Consider the following 18,135-nt stretch of genomic DNA (forward strand, 5'->3'; position numbering starts at 1 on the left):
TCAGGAAGCCAGTTTGACGGCGTATTCAATCGCGTGAATCAGACTTTCCTGGACGGCGGTTCCTTTTCCTGCCTGGTCAAAAGCGGTTCCGTGATCGACGGATGTTCGAATAATCGGCAGCCCCAGTGTAATATTGACTCCCCGAACCGATTCCCACTTGCGGCTCTGAGGATTGAAAAAGAACCCCGTTACCTTCACGGGAATATGCCCCTGGTCGTGATACATAGCCACGGCGATATCATACTGTCCGCCTTTTACTTTGGAAAATAATGTATCCGCCGGAACAGGTCCCTCCGCTGAAATGCCCATTGCTCGGGCCGCCTGGACAGCCGGAATGATTTCCTTTTGTTCTTCATCTCCGAACAAACCTCCTTCGCCGGCATGCGGATTTAAGCCGGCTACTCCGACGGTCGGTTTTGCGATGCCCAGTCGTTTGCATGCGGCATCCGCCAGCTGGATGACCTTCAGAACCCTTTCTTTTTTGACAAGGTCGCAGGCGCGCCTCAGGGAAACATGTGTGGTCACATGCACCACCCGCATCGCTCCCTCGACCAGAAGCATGGCGTAGTCTTTGGTCTTGGTGTATTCGGCGAAGATTTCCGTATGGCCGGAATACGGGTATCCGGCCAGATGCAGGGCCTCCTTGCTGATGGGGCCGGTTACGGCGGCATCAATTTTCCGGTTCATCGCCAGTTCAATCGCTTTCACGACGGCCTCGAAGGCGGCTTTGCCGGCCGATGCCGAGACCTTCCCAATCTCAAACGAGCGGGGGTCTGCGTTTTTTAGGTCCAGAACCTCGATGGTTCCGTGTTCAAATCGGGCCTCGGAGACCTCCGAGACGGCCCGCACCTTTACCTGGGCACGGACAATCCGAACCCCCCGTTCAATCACCCGCACATCGCCGATTACCAGCGGTCTGGCCGTTTCGTAGATTCCTTTTGCGGCCAGTGCTTTGGCGGCTATTTCCGGCCCGATTCCCGCCGGATCTCCCATTGTAATGCCGATAATCGGCCGAATCGAACGTTCCATTTAGAGTCCCTTTTTCTTCTCGAGTAAGGTCTTCAAGGCAGGTATTTTCATCATCCGGTTTTCCAGCTCAATTTTCAAGGCGGCGTCCGCTGTTTGAAGAGGTTTGAGCATCTCCGGACCGCAAAGGCCCGCCAGCGACATCATTATTTTCAAGGCAGCCAGGGACTGCCCCAGAGAGCGGTTTTCCTGATAGAGCGACGAAATCCTGTTTGTCTGCTCCTGCAGCTCAAAGGCGGCGGTTTGATTGCCGCACCGGGCGCTTTCGAACAAGTCCCGATACAGCTGCGGGACCAGATTGGCGGAACTGGGCACGATGCCGTCGGCTCCGAGCAGCACGGCTTTGGCGCTCCATTTGGCGCAGCCGAGGACATAGCAGAAGTCCTCCCGATGAGCGAAGGTTTTTATCATCTGTTCCATCCGCTCCGGGTCATCCGCCGAATCTTTGATTCCCACGATATGGCAATGGCGGCTTAACCGTTCAATCCCTTCGATAGGAATCGACATATGAGTTGTTTTCGGGATGTTGTACAGCATCAGCGGTCCGTCGATTTCATCGGCCAGCGATTGAAAATACCCTTGAATTTCTGCATCATTCAGGGAGTAGTACCACGGCAGGTGGGCGACGACCGCTTCGACCCCGAGGGCAAAGTACGTCCGGGCTGCTCGGACGGAGTTTTCAAAACAATTGTCGGAGATTCCTGCATAAACCCGGGCCCGTCCTTTAGTATGGCGAACAGTTATCTCGACCAGCTCCTTTTTTTGCTCCGGGCTGATAGAGGGGGCTTCGCCGGTAGTTCCGAGGACAAAAATGCCCGCCGTTCCGCCGTCAGTCAGGTAGTCAATAATCCGGCAGACCGCCTCTCGGTCAATCCGCCCCGAGGCAAAGGGGGTCACCATCGGGACAATCAGGCCGCCGTATTGTTTCCCTGTATTCATTTACCAGGCCTTTCGATAAATGGAAACCGCATCTTCGTAGGTTACTTCCCTCAGGTTGTTCTTCAGAAGTCGGGTGACGGTCATGGCGGATTCCGCCATTTTCTCCAGCGCCGTCTTCGGCAGACCCAGTTCGGACAGCCGGAGAGGAATCCCGCATGCTGTGCACAGCTGACGAATTGCCTCCACGCCCCGCCGGGCCGTTTCCTCCTCCGTCGCAGCGCGTTGGACGCCGAGGGCTTCTGCAATTTGTGCATACCGTGCCGGGGCGGCCGAAAGGGTAAATTCCATCACATACGGCAGCAGCACAGCGTTGGAAAGGCCGTGGGGGATGTGAAATTCCCCGCCGAGCGGATAAGCCAGCGCGTGAACGGCGGCGGTATTGACGGGCCCAAGACATAAACCGCCGTACAGACTCCCCAGCGAAAGAGCCGACCGGGCATTGAGGTCTTCGCCGTTCTCCACGGCTGCTTTCAGATGGGCCGAAATCAGCCGGATGCCCTCCAGCGCGTAAAGGTCCGTCATCGGATGGGCCCCTCGGTTGGCATAGGCCTCGATGCAGTGAACCAGCGCATCCATTCCGGTTGCCGCCGTCACCGGCGGAGGAACGGTCCGCGTCAGCAGCGGATCAACATATGCGGCATCGGGCACAAGGAATTCGCTGATGACGCCTTTTTTCTTTTTGTCCCGATCTACAAGAATGGCGTTCGGGGAGACCTCACTGCCGGTGCCGGAGGTCGTGGGCAGACAGACCAGCCGGATGGTTCGCCCTGTCAGTTTGCCGATGCCGAAAACTTCATCCGGCTTCTGCCGGCTCCGGGCCAGGGCTGCTATCAGTTTGGCCGTGTCCAGCGCGCTGCCTCCGCCCAGACCGATGACCGCCTCAAAATCAAGCGTTCGGCTGCGCTCCAGAGAGGATTCGAGCATCTCGATTGTCGGTTCCTGATTGATGGTGTCATCCACTGAGGCCGAAATTCCTCTGTCCTGAAGAGCCGCCGTGATGGAGGCCGCAAGGGGCTGAAGCGGCCGAGCCGTCACAAGCAGAACACGGCGGAGATTCTGACCCCGCAGGTCTTCAATAAACTGCTCAGTGCAGTTGGGACCCCAGACCAGCGTTCGGGGAAACTGCATTTTTAAAGGGCGGGCGGACAGACTGTTCATTGGGGCTTCTTTCCTGCTGCAAGAGGGACGATACCGGATTGCCTCTGATTTTCGTTTCGAGACATTTTTTGTACTCTTTCTTTTTGGACAAACAGTGTAGTATAAAGAAGGGCCCGATGCAACAACAGGGCAAAACCGGCGTTTTTCTTAGTACAATCTCCGGAGGGAATGCAAAGGGGAATATTTTTTGCGGTTTTTTGGCAAATTTTCCATGGAGAAACGAAACTGGGCAGGGGCGGACTCGAACCGCCGACACACGGATTTTCAGTCCGTTGCTCTACCACCTGAGCTACCTACCCGTCGGCTGAAAGCCATTCAGCAAAAAAAGAAACATACCATCCGCGTCCCTGAAATGCAAGCAGGATTGAGGGATTTTTCGATGATTTTTGGGGGTATCCTGCGGTCTGTACCGTTTTATCTGTTTTTCTGTCAAGCGCTTACGGTTTTTCGCAGGTAAATGGCCAGCACATCGATGTCCGCAGGGGTAATGCCGCCGATTCGGGAGGCCTGCCCGAGCGTGTACGGGCGAAAGGCCGTCAGTTTTTCTTTGGCCTCATACCGCAGGTGCGGGACCTGGAAATAATCCAGCCCCTCCGGCAGGCGGACGTTTTCGAGCCGGCGGAACCGCTCGATTTGCCGCTGCTGACGCTGGAGATAGCCCTCATATTTGGCGGCAATCGAGACGGCCTCGAGGACCTGTCGGGGCAGATTCATCTGCCGAACCGTTTCATTGCTGTTGAGGTCTTCGGAAAGCGGATGGTCGGGCTGCTGAAGCCATTCCCAAAGCGACTTGCCCGAGACCCGTACGGAACGCAGATAGGCCGTCAGCTCCTCCATCTGCTTTTGTTTGTCTTGAAAGGCCTGCCAGCGGGCGTCATCCGCCAGCCCCAACCGCCGGCCCAGCGGTGTCAGCCGCACATCGGCGTTGTCCGAACGGAGCGTGAGCCGATATTCGGCACGAGAGGTAAACATCCGATAGGGTTCATCAATTTCGCGGGTCAGCAGGTCATCGAGCATCACGCCGATATAGGCCTGGTCGCGCCCGAGGACAAAGGGCTCCTGCCCGCGGACGGACAGGACGGCATTGATGCCCGCCGTCAGCCCCAGCGCGGCGGCCTCTTCATAGCCGGTGGTGCCGTTGATTTGGCCCGCCATAAAAAGCCCGGGGATTCGGCGGCTTTCGAGATTGATTTTCAGCTGGGTGGCCGGGCAGTAGTCGTATTCGATGGCGTAGGCATAGTGAACAATCCGGGCGTTTTCGGTGCCGGGTATCAGCCGCAGCATTTCCTCCTGCACATCTTTGGGCACGGAGGTGCTGATGCCGTTGCAGTAAATCGTCGTCACAGCGCGGTCTTCGGGCTCCAGAAAAATCTGATGACGGTTCTTGTCGGCAAATCGAACGATTTTGGTTTCGATGCTCGGACAGTACCGCGGGCCGACCGACTCAATCTGGCCGGTAAACATCGGCGCCCGGTGGAGGTTGTCGCGCAGGAGTTTGTGGACAGCCTCGTTGGTGTAGGTAATCCAGCAGGGCACCTGCGGCTGCTGAATCGAATCGGTCAGAAACGAAAACGGCACCGGGGGTTCATCGCCCGGCTGGACCTCCAGTTTGTCCAAATCCACGGTGCGGGCGTCCAGCCGCACGGGTGTGCCGGTTTTGAGCCGTCGGACGGTCAGTCCCAGCCGGCGCAGACAGTCGGACAGTTCGTTGCAGGCCGGCTCGCCCAGCCGCCCGCCGGGCCATTTTTCGGGGCCGCAGTGCAAGATGCCGCCCAGGAAGGTGCCCGTAGTCAAAATGACCGCCTTTGTACGAAAGATGCGGCTGTCGGTACAGGCCAGACCCGAAACGCGTCCGTGGGCCAGAAGAATCTCGGCGGCCATTCCCTCCGCAATATCCAGATTGTCCGCATCTTCGAGGGCGGTGCGAATCCAGTCCTTGTAGGCGTATTTGTCGGCCTGCGCGCGGGGACTTTGGACGGCGGGGCCTTTGGAGCGGTTCAGGACGCGAAACTGAATGCCCGTTGCGTCGATGGCCCGACCCATCAGACCGCCGAGCGCATCGATTTCGCGAACCAGCTGGCCCTTGCCGATGCCGCCGATGGCCGGGTTGCAGCTCATCTTGGCGATGGTGTCGCGCGACAGCGTCAGCAGCAGCGTCCGGGCGCCCATCCGCGAGGCCGCCCAGGCCGCTTCCGCTCCCGCATGTCCGCCCCCGACAACCACAATGTCATAGTCCTTTTTCATAGGCCCTTTAGAATAGCAGGAAACTAAGAAAAAACCAGAAGCCGGGAGAAATTAACCCTCTGAGAATTCTAAAGCAGAACTGCTGGAAAAAGACAGGGAAATGAAGGGCCGCTTTTCCAAGCAGCCCTTCAAAATTTTCAGAAATGATATTTCAGAGAAAAAAGCACGGAGGGGGCGGTGGAACGATAGTCGTTGCAGTTGCCCTGCACACGCAGGCGCCGGTTGTATTTCTTGTCAATAAATCCGAGCAGGTTGGTGCCGTCCAATCCCATGCTGATTTTTTCTTTCTGATACCGCAGCCCCATGTTCAGGAAAACGGCGGCGTCATATGCATCCGAAAAGCCCTCGTCGATTGTATCATGGGCCTCGGCATAGTCCTCCGCACCCGGAAAGCCCCAATAGATGCGGGCGGAGGTCAGCAGAGACCAGTTCGGATTGAATTGATAGCCGGCCTGCACCTTGGTGATGTGGTCGCTCCAGCTGGACAGCCGGTCGCCGGAGACCAGGTAGGTGCTCATTCCCTCCCGAAGGTCAAAATCGGTCAAGGTCACATAACTGTGAGAGGCGCTGAGATTCCAGCTGTCTTTTTTGTACGTAAACTCACCCTCCAGTCCCCAGGATTTCTGAAGGCCGACGTTGGTTGTGGAGACCGAAGCGACATCCCATGCAATTGCATCGAGTTTGCTGGTAAAGCCGCTGAAGGCAAACCAGAGATTGTCATTGTGCTGCCGCTCCCATCGAATCTCCAGGTTGTCCAGTTCTTCGGCATCGCTGGTGTCTTTGGTTTCCAGCCAGCGCAGGCGGGATTCTTCGGCGTTCTGCATCCGTACCGACCGGGCCGTGATGAATTTGAGGGTGTCCCGCGGGGTTAAAGAGTACACCACGGCGGCACGGGGGGAATAGAGCGTATCGGTATAACTGTTTTTGTCCACTCGGCCGCCCAGAAAGAGCGTTACGGAGTCCGTCAGAGTCCACTGCCATTCGCCGAGACCGGAATATGTGGCCGTCGTCCAGGCCTCTTTGTCCCAGTCATAGGTGCTGATGCGCCAGGCGTTAAAGTTTCCGCCGGACATTGAGTTGAAGCTTTCCAGAGACAGTTCTGCGCCGAGGGCGACGGAATGACGCTCGTCGGGCGTCCAGCGGGCCAGGGCCTTGGCGAAGATTTCATCTTCATCGTGGCGGTTGTAGTTGTTCGAAAAATCGCGGCGCATATACCGGAAGGTGTCATAGCTGAGGATATATTCGATATTGAAGGTGTCGCTGAGCTCGTGCAGGTATTTGGCAAACACCGTGAACTGCTGATAGCCGGTGCCCGACGGGGCCTGCTGTCCGGCGGGCTGCCACCATTCCGGGCCCCACGTCCAGCCGGCGGCGGCCGGGTTGTTGTAGGCCTCCAGCGGATTGATGTAGTCCAGCCCGCCCCGCGACAAACGGGCCCAGAAGTCAAAATTGCCGTTGGTATATTGCGTGTGAAACTTCAGCCGAGGGCTTTGGGCCCACGCCTGGTTGTCGTTGACCACCGAAAACGGAACCGGCCGGCCCGGTCGGACGGTATACCCATCGCCCCACGACGTAAACCATTTGCCGGACACATACGGCGTCCAGTCCTGAGAGGCGCCTTCATACTTGTCCAGTCCGAAATAGAAATAGGCCCCGCTGTCTTTGCTGAATTTTCGTCCGTGCTTGATTTCAATAGAGCCGAAATTTTCGACGGCTCCGGCCTTGGCCGTCACTTCCGTCCCCCGAAAGGTCAGGCCGTTTTCGGTGACGATATTGATGACGCCGGAGATGGCGCCGGGACCGTAAATCGCCGAACCGGGCCCGCGAATCACATCGATATGATGAATATCGGCCAGAAGCGGCAGGTCCCGTTCGCTGAGGGCGCCGTAGTGCCCGCGCTCATTGAGCACACGTCCGTTGACCAGCAGCAGATATTTATCATCGCGGTCGCCGGTGATGCCCCGGATTCCGATGTGCGGAAACTCCCATTCCTGAATGCTGTATTGGAGTCCGGGGATATAGATTTCCAGCAGTTCGTTGAGACTGTGGGCGCCGGACTGCCAGATTTGTTCCTGGGTGATGGTGGTGATGGCCGCCGGCGAGATGCGCCGGGCGGATTTGGTGAGGGTTCCGACCGGCAGCACATCCAAGTTCATTAGGTCCACGATCGACATTTCGAATAAGTCCTGCGGTTCGGTGTATTCTTCGGTTTCCTTTTCTTCCTGCGGAACGCTGCCCCACAGCTGGATTTGAAGCTGTTCTTTTTCCTGCAGCAGTTTTTCCCGCTGGGCGTTCAGTTCATTGAGTGCAGCGGACACTTCTTCGAGTTTTTTCCGAAGGGTTTCGTCATCGGTTCCTGAAGAGGATGCCGGCAGTTTCGTCGGAGCTAAAACCATCACAGCGGCCGCCAAAAGCACAGACAGCCTGGCCGGGAGGGATAGGAAATTGCTGGACATTGGTCTTCTCCTTTCGCAACAGATTTCAGCCGGTACGCCTGCTTGTTTTCCATTTTCGGCTTCGGAAAATGTCAGAATGGGCTTTACAAGGAAGAGCCGCTTCGGGAAAAAACAGAATTTTTGAACTTTTTCGTGGGGGACAAGCAGGGGTGAGGCGTCCTATAAGTCGAGCATAGCAAACGATTGCTAACTTTTTTTGAACCTGTAGGGAAAAGAGTTGACATCGGCCGTGAAAAGTGATAGTATTCAAATGTACAAACGATTGTGCTGTATAAAGGGAACAAAGATGGATACCAAAGGACATCCAAAAAGGGCGTTTACGCTTTTGGAGCTGCTGGTTGTGATGGCTGTGATGGCCATGCTGGTTGCGATTATCGTGCCTTCGCTCAAGAAGGCCCGGGCGAAATCCCAGGAGGTCATCTGCCGTTCCAACCAGCGCCAATGGGGACTTGTCTTTTTGTCTTATACGCAGGACAACAACGGGCGTTTCTGGATTGAATACAACTCCAATCAAAATCCGGAACTCCAGCAGGGGCAGTGGATGCCGATTTTGTCGCCATATTACGGCGAAATTGACAAAATCCGCCTCTGCCCTTCGGCTGCACAGCCCCATCCGGACCCAGCGGCTCGGGGCTATGGGGCCACATTTGCTTATTGGGGCGATACCGGCGACGGCGGAGCTTTGATGCGGGGGCATCGGCTGACCAATTCCACAGATAAGAACTACGGCAGTTACGGCATCAACTGGTGGATTAATGATGTCAACCCGCCCAAACACATCGGGTGGCGCTACAAACCTCAGCTGCACTGGAGGGGCCCGGCCATGGCCTCGTCCGCAACGGCCCTGATTCCAATGATTATGGATTGTGTGTGGTTTGGCACGAACCCGGAGAATACGGATGCAGACCCGACCGAAAACGTCAGTATTGTTACGGCAACATACTGGGAGGATATCCGTTCTTTCAGCGGCGAAATCTGGCAGAATGATATTTCCCGTCTGCTGATTAACCGGCACAACAAGGGCATTAATGTCGGTTTTATGGACGGCTCCGCCAAGAAGGTCTATCTGTGGGACCTGCTGCAGCTGAAATGGCACAAACAGTCTCATCCGGAACAGCTCAATATTTCCTGGCTGAGCCGCTGAAGCAAAAAAAGCCGCAGGACACACCTCTGCGGCTTTTTTGTTTGTCGGTTTGAGCGGGTTTACGCTGTCAAATCAAACGGGCTGATGAGCGGGCCGTAATGTCTGCGGGCCGACCGCAGACGCTGCCGGACGTTTTCGAAGGTGTCATAAACAATCTGTGGTGTATCCGGCACTTTGTCCCGATAAATTTTCTCCACGCGGTCAAACTTTTCAATCAGTTTGTCCACACGGATGGTGAACTGTTTTTGATACGCTTCTTTGGTGTAGGTTTTGCCGAGCTTTTCGCGGAAGAGCGGCACCAGGTCCTCATACCGGGGAATCCAGCCGGTCGGGGTTTTGATGGCATCCAGTTCGTTGTGAGCCCGCCGCTCCGCCCAAAGCAGCCAGACCATTTTGTCCAGTTTTCCCGTGAGAAACTCATTTTTTTCGTCCCGCAGGAAATAATTGACGGAGAAAATCGGAGGCGGATTGCTTACACCGTCGGCAAAATCGAGGTTGTTCTGGATATAGCGGCCAAGAGGAATCGACACAAAATCCTGATTGGCCATGATGTTGAACTTCCGAACGCCGGCCTGACCGAGTGTGGCGGCTGTCGTCTCCGATTCGATGGATGCGCCTTTGGTGATGATTCCCTCAGTCCAGTTGAAGGCCTGCTCGATGGGCACAAGGGTGTCACTGTCGCGGCCGCCGTAAATCACTGCGCCGATGGGAACGCCTTCCGGGTTATCCGCCTGCGGGTCCAGATTATCCAGGGCCGACAGCCGAAGGGTGTAGCGGGCGTTTTTGTGTGAGGGCGGAATCTCTTTGCCCTCTGCATCTTTTTTGCCTTTGTACCATTCCCCCTGAAAATTGATGCCGCGTTCAGGAATCTCGCAGCCCATTCCTTCCCAATAGGGCTTTCCGTCGGCGATGAGGACGTTGCCGAAGATGACTTCACCCGGCGTGACGAGGGCTTTGTAAATAACCGGATCGTCGTCCGGATTGACATCACAGATAATGCCGAAGATGCCCTGCTCGACATTCGCGCAGTACATCCGGCCGTTCCGTTTGCGGAAATAGGCGATGTCGTCTCCGATGATGGTCTGTCCCGGCAGCATCGCCGTGGAGGTCTTTCCGCAGGCCGAGGGAAAAGCCCCGACAAAATACGTGGTTCGATTCCGGGGGCCGCGGATGCCCATGATGAACATATGTTCCGCCAGCCAGCCCTCTTTGCTGGCTTTCTGGATGGCCAGCCGCAGGGCCAGTTTTTTCAGTCCCACGGTGTTGCCGGCATACTGCGTGTTGACGGAATAGACGGTGTCGGCAATCAGATCGATATAGACCCGCCGCTTCTGCCAGTGAATCGAGCAGCCGGTTTCATCCGTTTCGCCTTCGGAATGAAGGAAGCGGAAGAACTCTCCATCGGGCGGCAGTTTTTTGAACTGTTCGTAGCCCGGCCGATACAGAATACTTTCGCTGTGAGCAACATAGGGAGAATCTGTAATCTGGACGCAGGAAATCGAGAAGTCGGAGTTGGTCGGGCAAAGGCACCAGAAGCAGATGAGCATTGTCTTGCCTTTCATCGAGCCCTTTAGGAACCCGCGGACCTCCTCCAGACCCTCGGTGCGGTCAATGGAGTTTAAGCTGGCCCCCAGCTCCATATCTTTCGGAAGCAGATAGCGGGTGCTGAACGTGTCTCGTCCCTGGTCATTGGGGCCGTCGAAGTGGTAGGTATGCCCGGGGGTTTTGAGGGGGTGTTCGCCGCCGCCGTTGAGGGCCATTTGACGGATCAGAGCTATGTCTTCCGCACTGTCGCTGAAGACCCGAATTCTATCCGGTTCCGTTAGTCTGACAGCGTCTTCGATGAAGGCATGGAGAGAGGGGTTGTTGACAGCTTCCAGAAGACGAAGACTCTTTGCGTCCAGTTTTTCTCTGATGAACTTATTAATTTGGGTCATTTTTTCCTTAACCTATTTGCTCGTGTTTCCGTGTGGACACAAAATCTGCGAGATTGTAGAAAGGACTTTAAAAAAGTCAATCACAAATCACCCACAAATCACCGTTCTTAATTGCTGTTTTATGTCGATTATCTGGATAGAATTTCAACTGGTTCTCTTTTTCCCTGTCATGGTGGCAGGTCTCTCTGAAGTATAGAACAGGTCCCCTGTAATTTTGTCAGGGATTGTCCGGCGGATAAGGATATTCTAACTAACGGACCTGGAAAGAGATAGAATCGTTTTTCTGAAGGAAGATTTCCGGCTGGTACATGATTTGCTCAACGGCTCCCATCGTACATGGGTTTTTTGCGGTGACCCGAAAGAGTGAAATGGTCAAGTAGGATTTTTTTTGGGAAAAGGAGTCGAGAACTATGAAGATTCGGCCCTTAGCAGACAAGGTGCTTATCCAGAGAGTGGAAGCGGAAAACAAAACAGCCGGAGGGATTGTGCTGCCGGATACGGCCAAGGAAAAACCCCGAAGGGGCAAAGTGATTGCAGTCGGAGAGGGCAAGCTTCTGGAGGACGGCAAGAGGGCGGAGATGACCGTCAAGAAAGGCCAGGAAGTCCTGTTTGCCAGTTATGCGGGAACTGAAATCAAAATTGACGGCAAAGAGTATCTGATTATGGACGAATCGGATATCATGGCCATCATCGAATCGTAAAGCGGGATAAACAATCCAGTTTTTTCGGACAGGAGAAAGGAACGTATGGCAGCCAAAAAGATCGCATACAATACGGAAGCCCGAGCGGCCATTCGCGAGGGAATTCGCAAACTGGCCCGTGCTGTAAAGATTACGCTGGGGCCGTGCGGCCGCAACGTCATCATTGAAAAATCCTTCGGCTCTCCGACCGTCACCAAAGACGGTGTCACGGTCGCCAAAGAAATCGAACTCGAAGACGCCTATGAAAACATGGGCGCTCAGATGGTCAAGGAAGTGGCCTCCAAGACATCCAACGTCGCCGGCGACGGAACCACCACGGCGACGATACTGGCCGAGGCCATCTTTGAGGAGGGGCTCAAGAATATTACCGCCGGCGCTAATCCCATTCAGGTCAAGCGCGGCATCGACAAGGCCGTCGAGGCGATTGTCGAAGAACTCAAGAAGATGTCGATTCCCGTCGAGTCCAGCAAGCAGATTGAGCAGGTGGCTACATGTTCGGCCAACCATGATGCGCAAATCGGCAAGACCCTGGCGGAGGCGATGGAGAAGGTCGGCAAGGACGGCGTGATTACCGTCGAGGAAGGCCAGTCGCTGGAGACGACGGTCGAACTGCTCGAAGGTATGCAGTTTGACAAGGGGTATCTGAGCCCGCACTTTATCACCAATCCGGAAGAGCGGACCTGTGTGCTCGAAAAGCCCTATATCCTGATTCACGAAAAGAAAATCAGCTCCGTCAAGTCGCTGGTTCCGATTCTCGAAAAGGTGGCCAAGCAGGGTCGGCCGCTGCTGATTATCGCCGAGGATGTCGAGGGCGAGGCCCTGGCGACGCTGGTGGTCAACAAGCTCCGCGGCGTCCTGCAGGTCTGTGCGGTCAAGGCGCCCGGCTTCGGCGATCGGCGCAAGGCCATGCTCCAGGATATCGCCATCCTCACCGGCGCCACAGCCCTGTTTGAGGATTTGGGCATCCAGCTGGAGAATGTCGAGCTCAGCCAGCTCGGTCAGGCCAAGCGCGTCACGGTGGACAAGGACACCACGACCATTGTCGAGGGGGCCGGCAAGACCGAGGATATCAAGGGCCGCATCGAACAGATTAAGAAGGAAATCGAGGCCTCGACCAGCGAGTATGATATTGAAAAGCTCCAGGAGCGGCTGGCCAAGCTGGCCGGCGGCGTCGCCCAGATTAACGTCGGGGCGGCCACCGAGGCCGAGATGAAGGAAAAAAAGGCCCGCGTGGAAGATGCGCTCCATGCCTGCCGGGCGGCGGTCGAAGAAGGCATTCTGCCGGGCGGCGGGGTCGCGATGCTGCGGTGTCTGCCGGCGCTGGATAAGATTCAGTGCGTCGGCGATGAGTCGATCGGCGTCGATATTGTCCGCCGGGCGGTCTTTGCTCCGATTAAGCAGATTGCCTACAACGCCGGACTGGACGGCTCCATCGTGGCCCAGAAGGTTCTTGAGTCCAAAGACAAGAACTTCGGCTATGATGCCGTCCGCAAGGAGTACGGCGATATGATTAAATTCGGCGTGATTGTGCCGACCAAAGTGGAGCGCACGGCGCTGCAGAACGGAGCGTCGATTGCGTCGCTGCTGCTGACGACGGATGCGGTTGTCAGCGAAATACCCGAAAAGAAAGAAACCCATTCGCACGGCGGCGGATATTAATTGCGGACAATCGGCGGGCCCCTCTTTCGGGGCCCGCTTTTTTAGGAACTCCAGCCATGTTTCGGTTTTTCTTCATACGAGAGCCGTTTCGTCAGGCCGGACGGTCGCTGGCCGTCGGGGCTTTTCTGACCGGGCTGTTCCTTATCGGCTTTGGTCTGCTGGTGTTTATTCTGCGCGATTTGTTTGCGTTTCTGGCGGCGGCGGTCTTTTTTGCGGCCGGTTTTTCGGCGATCGGCTATGCCGTTCGAGTGTACTGGCTGACTCGGCAGATGGACCGAGAACGCCGGGCCTATCGCGAAAACGTCGAAATCCATTTCCCCGACCTCTGGCAGTAATGCCCGCCTGCTCTTTTTGCCCGTCCTTGCGGACGGGGCTGTCTTCCGTCGACCAATGTCCAGCGCCAGTCTCCCGTATCCAGCGGACAAGATGGGTCCCAAAATCTCTTGTTTTTTGCTCTTTGTTTTCCTTCGGATTTAGAGATTCAAATTTAGAACTTAGGATTTTGTAGTTTTTCGTTTGCCTTTGTTTCCCGTCCGTTTGCGTTCCTCTCTTTTTTTCAATCGCAAAAAATCCTTGCCACCCAAGCCGGTTTTCCCGAAAATAGCCCCTTTACTCAATAAAAAGGCGGTTTTCCTTCAGGCAGGAGTGTGCTATGGCGGACAAGCGGCTGGAAACGTATTCGATGGGCATCGGCGATCGGTTCGGGCATCAGGGCAGGGCCCAGCTTCGGGCGATGCAGGCGGCCCGGGCGGAGGGCATCGAGATTGTGCCGGTCTGGAACAAGTCCTTTCGCGAGCATTCCATCATCGGCACGCGGCCGGCGGATGTCCGCGCCGAGGCGGATGCGGCCGTTTCAGCGATGGGCTGGAAGCATTCCTACTATGTGGATGCCGACCATATCAATTTCAAGAACGTGGAATCATTTATCGACTGCAGCGATTTCTTTACGCTCGATGTGGCCGAGGAAATCGGACACCCCGCCGAGCCGAAGGAGATGGAGGTCTTTGTCCGCTCCTGTCGGGATTTTTTGGGAACTCTGACGATTCCGGGCATCGAGCGTCCGTTTGTTATCAGTGAAAAGACGCTCGAGGCCGCCGCGGCCAAGTATCTGTTTGCCGTCCAACAGGCGGGCCGCATCTATCGGCATCTGGCGAAAAAAAAGGGCCCCGGCACCTTTATTACGGAGGTGTCGATGGATGAGACGGACAGCCCGCAGACGCCGGTGGAGCTGCTGCTGATTTTGTCGGCGATTGCCCGCGAGGGTATCCCCGCCCAGACGATCGCCCCCAAGTTTACCGGCCGATTCAATAAAGGGGTCGATTATGTCGGCAATCTGGAGCAGTTTGAAAAGGAATTCAACGAAGATTTGGCGGTAATTGCCTTTGCCGTCAAAGAGTTCGGGCTGCCGGCCAATCTGAAGCTGTCGGTTCATTCCGGCAGCGACAAGTTTTCCATTTACGCTCCCATCCGCCGGGCGATTCATCGATTCGGAGCCGGGCTGCATCTGAAAACGGCCGGCACCACGTGGCTGGAGGAGCTCATCGGCCTGGCCGAAGCCGGCGGCGAAGGGCTGGCCATCGCCAAAGAGGTCTATGCCAAGGCCCTCGAAAACCGCCAGGCCCTGTGCGCGCCGTATGCGACGGTGATTGACATCGATGCCGCCAGGCTGCCGGCGCCGAAGGAAGTGGACCGATGGGATGGAAAGCGGTTTGCGGCAGCCCTGCGGCACAACCCCCGATGTCCTGACTACAATCCCCATTTCCGGCAGCTGCTGCATGTGGGCTACAAAGTCGCCGCCCAAATGGGCAGGCGGTTTACAGACGCACTGGAGCGTTTCGAGGAGGAGATTGCCAAACACGTCTCGGCCAACCTCCTCGAGCGGCACATCCGGCCGGTCTTCGGCAAAGGGGCTTAAGAGGTTTCCGGCAGAAACTCAAAGGGTTTTTGGGCGACGGAGAAGGGCCGATATTGCCCGATGCTGTTCAGCAGCCCCAGGGCAATATAGTTGGTCAGCAGGCTGGAGCCGCCGTAGCTGATAAACGGCAGCGTCAGGCCGGTAATCGGCATCAGCCCCAGTGTCATTCCGATATTGACGAAGACCTGCACGGCAAACATCGTGGTAATGCCGACGGCTACCAGCCGCCCGAACGGGTCCGTATTCCGCCAGGCAATCTCCATCCCCGCCGCGATAATCACCCCGTACAGCAGAAGAATAACCAGGCACCCGACCAGCCCGAACTGGTGAGCCACAATGGCAAAGACAAAGTCGTTGTGCTTGTCCGGCAGGAAGAAAAAGTCGTCCTGCACATACGGCCCGCGGGCAAACCCGTAGCCGAACAGCCCGCCGGAAGCGATGGCCTGCTTGGCCTGCAGCAGCTGATAGCCCCCGCCTTCCTTCCAGTTATAGAGCCGTTCGGGCCTGCCCACCAATATCCGCGCCAGCGTCGGGTGTTCGCGGGCCATCGCCCGCACTTTGGGGCTTTGCAGGACCAGACTGGCGATTCGCATCCGCTGGTAGTCGCGCATCGACATCCACAGGATTGGGCTCGTCAGCAGAGCCAGGCCGATAATCAGCAGCAGATGCCAGCCCTTGGCCCCGGCCGCAAACAGCATCGCAAACAAAATCGGCATCATCAGGATGACCGTTCCCAAATCCGGCTCCAGCAGAATCAGCACCATCGCCAAAAACGTCAGGGCAAAGGGTCCGATAAGCCCCAGCAGCCGGCGGTAGTTTTTGCGGTAGCGCAGATAATACGCCAGAGCAAGAATGAAGGCAATTTTGCAAAACTCCGACGGCTGAATCTGGAAAAAAGTGTGGCTGCCGATGGAAAACTCAATCCAGCGGCGGGCCCGGCCCTCCCGGTAAGGAACAAACGGAATATCAATAATGATATCGACCAGCAAAATTGCCAACAGAACCAGCACGGCTGCATACAAGCCGTAAGAGACAGGACCCAGCCGGCGATAGCCGATTAGATTGACGGTAATCATCCCGACAAGACCGATAAAGACATAAAATATCTGTTTTTTCCAGAGTGAGGCTAGTTTGGCGGCCCGTTCAGAGGTAGTCGTCGTTTCCGCTTCTGCCGGCTGCGTTTCCGCATCGTTAGCGTTTTCAGTGTTAAGATAGGGGATTTGCGGCTCCAAAGGTGCCGGATGGCCGGCCGCATAAATCACAGCAATACCGACGGCGGTCAGTATTAACCCTGCCGACAGCATAAATATCCGCGTGAAAAGCAGTCGTCCTGCAAACAGGTCTTTTAACATCTGTTATCTCTTGTAAATACAAAATTTCGCATTTTCAGTTTTGATTTTTAGGTTTTAAACCTTTGATTTTCTAATTTCGGATTTCGAGTTTCGGATTTAGGATTTTGGATTTTCTGTATTGTAATTGTATCGTCTTTCGGCGGGCCGGAAAAGGAAACTTTTTGTCCGAATTCAGAAAGAGGTATAAAGCGATAGACGTAATCCACAATTTATTTTTCAATATAGGTAAGCGGCGGCTTATCGGATTTTTTTGACTTTTTCAAAATTTTTCTTGATTCGGCGGCGGCTTTATTGTATTATCAGCGTTGTGTTGAGGAGCAGAAAAGTGAGATTTGGGAAAATGAAGAGGGTGATGGAAAGTCATTTCGTTTCATCATTCTGCTAAAGCATGGGGGAATTTCGGAAGCGAGAGAAAACCTTGAGGCGCGTGGCCTTTAAGGGTGATGAATAGGGGAAAAAGAAAAAGAGAAAGGAAGGTGTAGCAATGAGAAAAGTACTCCCGATTTTGTTGGCGATTGCAATCGCTGCGCCGACATGGGCGAACGTGACCGTGTCGGTGGCGGAAGGGACCGCCAATGACCAAATCGCCGAGCTGAATCTGGCGATTGACGGCGGTTCGGTGGTCCGCGGAATGGCTATCAAGGTGACCATCACCGGTGCCGACCTGGCGGCCATTGCGGATGTGACCGATGTGATGTCCGCGTTCAATGCCTACATTGATTACTACTACAGCAACCCCGGCTTCCTCGGCACGCTGCCCAGCGAGACAGCCCTGCCCGGCACGGGTGCCCATGCCCTGGCCAATCCGGATGCTGCGGGCGTTCTGTCCACGCTGCCGGCCACCACGTTTGTTATCAGCCTGGGTGCCCTGGACAACAGCGGCAATCAGGGCGGCGTAACGGCGGGCGGTCTGCTGGCCAAGATTAAACTGAGCAACTTTGCCGGCACCAGCGCGCAGGTCTGCATTGAGCCCGATGCCCTCCGCGGCGGCGTCGTCGGCGATGATCTCGGAACCGTTTCGGTCTCCGGTTGCGCCACAATTTCGAACATCCCGCCGGAGTGCGTAAAGTCAACCGCCCCGTTCTATGCGGATTGGGTAGCTTTCGGCAAGCCCAACTGTTGGTGCTATCAAAGAAACTGCCGTGGCGACATTAATGGAACAAGGGAAGGTAACGCAGTGACGGGCTATATCTGGGTATATACCCAGGATCTATCTACTTTCTTGGCTGCTTACGGAATTAAGGAACCTCCGAAGGGACCTGGTGTTGCAACGATTACCAATGGAATTTGCGCAGACCTTAATCGGACACGCGAGGGTAATGCAGTGACAGGGTATATCCGTGTTTACACTCAGGATCTTCCGATATTACTTGCCAACTACGGGGTGAAAGAGCCTCCGAAGGGGCCCGGTGTTCCGGTTTGCGATTCTGCGAATTACAATTTCTGGACGAATTAATTAACATGACACACACTTCACACGCGGGAAGTTAACGTCAATAGACAACGATTGTTCGAACAATTGAAAGGAGAACGATGATGAAGAAGTTGTTAAGTCTGATTCTGATTCTGGGAATGGTGCCGCTGGCGAGCGCAGGGTTAACCCT

The 18,135-nt window shown here is 55.6% G+C and carries 13 protein-coding genes and 1 tRNA gene; 6 read left to right on the top strand and 8 right to left on the bottom strand.

Annotated elements, in window-relative coordinates:
* From pdxA to PKY88_12140, 6 genes are all read right to left on the bottom strand, one after another.
* Complete coding sequence (gene pdxA / locus PKY88_12115) at nucleotides 1-1,029, bottom strand: 4-hydroxythreonine-4-phosphate dehydrogenase PdxA (GenBank protein ID HOQ05945.1); 1,029 nt, start codon at nucleotides 1,027-1,029, stop codon at nucleotides 1-3.
* Nucleotides 1,030-1,965, bottom strand: coding sequence for a dihydrodipicolinate synthase family protein (locus PKY88_12120; GenBank protein ID HOQ05946.1), 936 nt, complete (start codon nucleotides 1,963-1,965; stop codon nucleotides 1,030-1,032). It abuts the gene before it with no gap.
* Nucleotides 1,966-3,123 carry an iron-containing alcohol dehydrogenase gene (locus PKY88_12125; protein HOQ05947.1) on the bottom strand — a complete coding sequence of 386 codons (1,158 nt, stop codon included), beginning with the start codon at nucleotides 3,121-3,123 and terminating at the stop codon, nucleotides 1,966-1,968.
* A gap of 226 nt (nucleotides 3,124-3,349) precedes the next feature.
* A tRNA-Phe gene (locus PKY88_12130) sits at nucleotides 3,350-3,422 on the bottom strand.
* Nucleotides 3,423-3,552: 130 nt separating this feature from the next.
* Nucleotides 3,553-5,367, bottom strand: coding sequence for a tRNA uridine-5-carboxymethylaminomethyl(34) synthesis enzyme MnmG (gene mnmG, locus PKY88_12135; protein HOQ05948.1), 1,815 nt, complete (start codon nucleotides 5,365-5,367; stop codon nucleotides 3,553-3,555).
* 137 nt (nucleotides 5,368-5,504) lie between these two features.
* Nucleotides 5,505-7,823: a TonB-dependent receptor plug domain-containing protein gene (locus PKY88_12140; protein HOQ05949.1), complete on the bottom strand. Its 2,319-nt coding sequence runs from the start codon at nucleotides 7,821-7,823 to the stop codon at nucleotides 5,505-5,507.
* A 286-nt stretch (nucleotides 7,824-8,109) separates the two neighbouring features.
* On the opposite strand from PKY88_12140, the gene PKY88_12145 reads away from it, so the two are divergent.
* Complete coding sequence (locus PKY88_12145) at nucleotides 8,110-8,967, top strand: type II secretion system protein (protein HOQ05950.1); 858 nt, start codon at nucleotides 8,110-8,112, stop codon at nucleotides 8,965-8,967.
* A 59-nt stretch (nucleotides 8,968-9,026) separates the two neighbouring features.
* On the opposite strand, the gene PKY88_12150 is transcribed toward PKY88_12145, so the two are convergent.
* The gene (locus tag PKY88_12150) at nucleotides 9,027-10,904 is read right to left on the bottom strand and encodes a phosphoenolpyruvate carboxykinase (GTP) (GenBank protein ID HOQ05951.1); all 1,878 of its coding nucleotides are present in this window, start codon (nucleotides 10,902-10,904) and stop codon (nucleotides 9,027-9,029) included.
* 410 nt (nucleotides 10,905-11,314) lie between these two features.
* Between PKY88_12150 and groES the strand changes: the two genes are divergently transcribed.
* The 4 genes from groES to PKY88_12170 all read left to right on the top strand — a co-directional run bounded on the left by groES (nucleotide 11,315) and on the right by PKY88_12170 (nucleotide 15,179).
* Complete coding sequence (groES, locus tag PKY88_12155; GenBank protein ID HOQ05952.1) at nucleotides 11,315-11,605, top strand: co-chaperone GroES; 291 nt, start codon at nucleotides 11,315-11,317, stop codon at nucleotides 11,603-11,605.
* A 45-nt stretch (nucleotides 11,606-11,650) separates the two neighbouring features.
* Nucleotides 11,651-13,264: a chaperonin GroEL gene (gene groL, locus PKY88_12160; GenBank protein HOQ05953.1), complete on the top strand. Its 1,614-nt coding sequence runs from the start codon at nucleotides 11,651-11,653 to the stop codon at nucleotides 13,262-13,264.
* A gap of 56 nt (nucleotides 13,265-13,320) precedes the next feature.
* Entirely contained in the window at nucleotides 13,321-13,599 is a 279-nt protein-coding gene (locus tag PKY88_12165) for a hypothetical protein (protein ID HOQ05954.1), read from the top strand.
* Nucleotides 13,600-13,916: 317 nt separating this feature from the next.
* A complete protein-coding gene (locus tag PKY88_12170; protein HOQ05955.1) occupies nucleotides 13,917-15,179 on the top strand; it encodes a tagaturonate epimerase family protein in 1,263 nt (420 codons plus the stop codon).
* Here PKY88_12170 and PKY88_12175 read toward each other — a convergent pair.
* Nucleotides 15,176-16,531, bottom strand: a complete 1,356-nt coding sequence (locus PKY88_12175) for an FtsW/RodA/SpoVE family cell cycle protein (GenBank protein ID HOQ05956.1) — start codon at nucleotides 16,529-16,531, stop codon at nucleotides 15,176-15,178. The genes PKY88_12170 and PKY88_12175 overlap by 4 nt on opposite strands.
* Nucleotides 16,532-17,015: 484 nt before the next feature.
* Here PKY88_12175 and PKY88_12180 point away from each other — a divergent pair, with 484 nt between their 5' ends.
* Nucleotides 17,016-17,987, top strand: coding sequence for a hypothetical protein (locus tag PKY88_12180; protein HOQ05957.1), 972 nt, complete (start codon nucleotides 17,016-17,018; stop codon nucleotides 17,985-17,987).
* Nucleotides 17,988-18,135: the final 148 nt, after the last annotated feature.

It is taken from the genome of Anaerohalosphaeraceae bacterium, assembly GCA_035378985.1.
Classification (GTDB): Bacteria; Planctomycetota; Phycisphaerae; order Sedimentisphaerales; family Anaerohalosphaeraceae; genus JAHDQI01.

What these genes read in the sequence shown, in the direction of transcription:
- pdxA (HOQ05945.1), bottom strand. Translation starts at nt 1,029, where the DNA reads ATGGAACGTTCGATTCGGCCGATTATCGGCATTACAATGGGAGATCCG.
- PKY88_12120 (HOQ05946.1), bottom strand. Translation starts at nt 1,965, where the DNA reads ATGAATACAGGGAAACAATACGGCGGCCTGATTGTCCCGATGGTGACC.
- PKY88_12125 (HOQ05947.1), bottom strand. Translation starts at nt 3,123, where the DNA reads ATGAACAGTCTGTCCGCCCGCCCTTTAAAAATGCAGTTTCCCCGAACG.
- mnmG (HOQ05948.1), bottom strand. Translation starts at nt 5,367, where the DNA reads ATGAAAAAGGACTATGACATTGTGGTTGTCGGGGGCGGACATGCGGGA.
- PKY88_12140 (HOQ05949.1), bottom strand. Translation starts at nt 7,823, where the DNA reads ATGTCCAGCAATTTCCTATCCCTCCCGGCCAGGCTGTCTGTGCTTTTG.
- PKY88_12145 (HOQ05950.1), top strand. Translation starts at nt 8,110, where the DNA reads ATGGATACCAAAGGACATCCAAAAAGGGCGTTTACGCTTTTGGAGCTG.
- PKY88_12150 (HOQ05951.1), bottom strand. Translation starts at nt 10,904, where the DNA reads ATGACCCAAATTAATAAGTTCATCAGAGAAAAACTGGACGCAAAGAGT.
- groES (HOQ05952.1), top strand. Translation starts at nt 11,315, where the DNA reads ATGAAGATTCGGCCCTTAGCAGACAAGGTGCTTATCCAGAGAGTGGAA.
- groL (HOQ05953.1), top strand. Translation starts at nt 11,651, where the DNA reads ATGGCAGCCAAAAAGATCGCATACAATACGGAAGCCCGAGCGGCCATT.
- PKY88_12165 (HOQ05954.1), top strand. Translation starts at nt 13,321, where the DNA reads ATGTTTCGGTTTTTCTTCATACGAGAGCCGTTTCGTCAGGCCGGACGG.
- PKY88_12170 (HOQ05955.1), top strand. Translation starts at nt 13,917, where the DNA reads ATGGCGGACAAGCGGCTGGAAACGTATTCGATGGGCATCGGCGATCGG.
- PKY88_12175 (HOQ05956.1), bottom strand. Translation starts at nt 16,531, where the DNA reads ATGTTAAAAGACCTGTTTGCAGGACGACTGCTTTTCACGCGGATATTT.
- PKY88_12180 (HOQ05957.1), top strand. Translation starts at nt 17,016, where the DNA reads ATGAGAAAAGTACTCCCGATTTTGTTGGCGATTGCAATCGCTGCGCCG.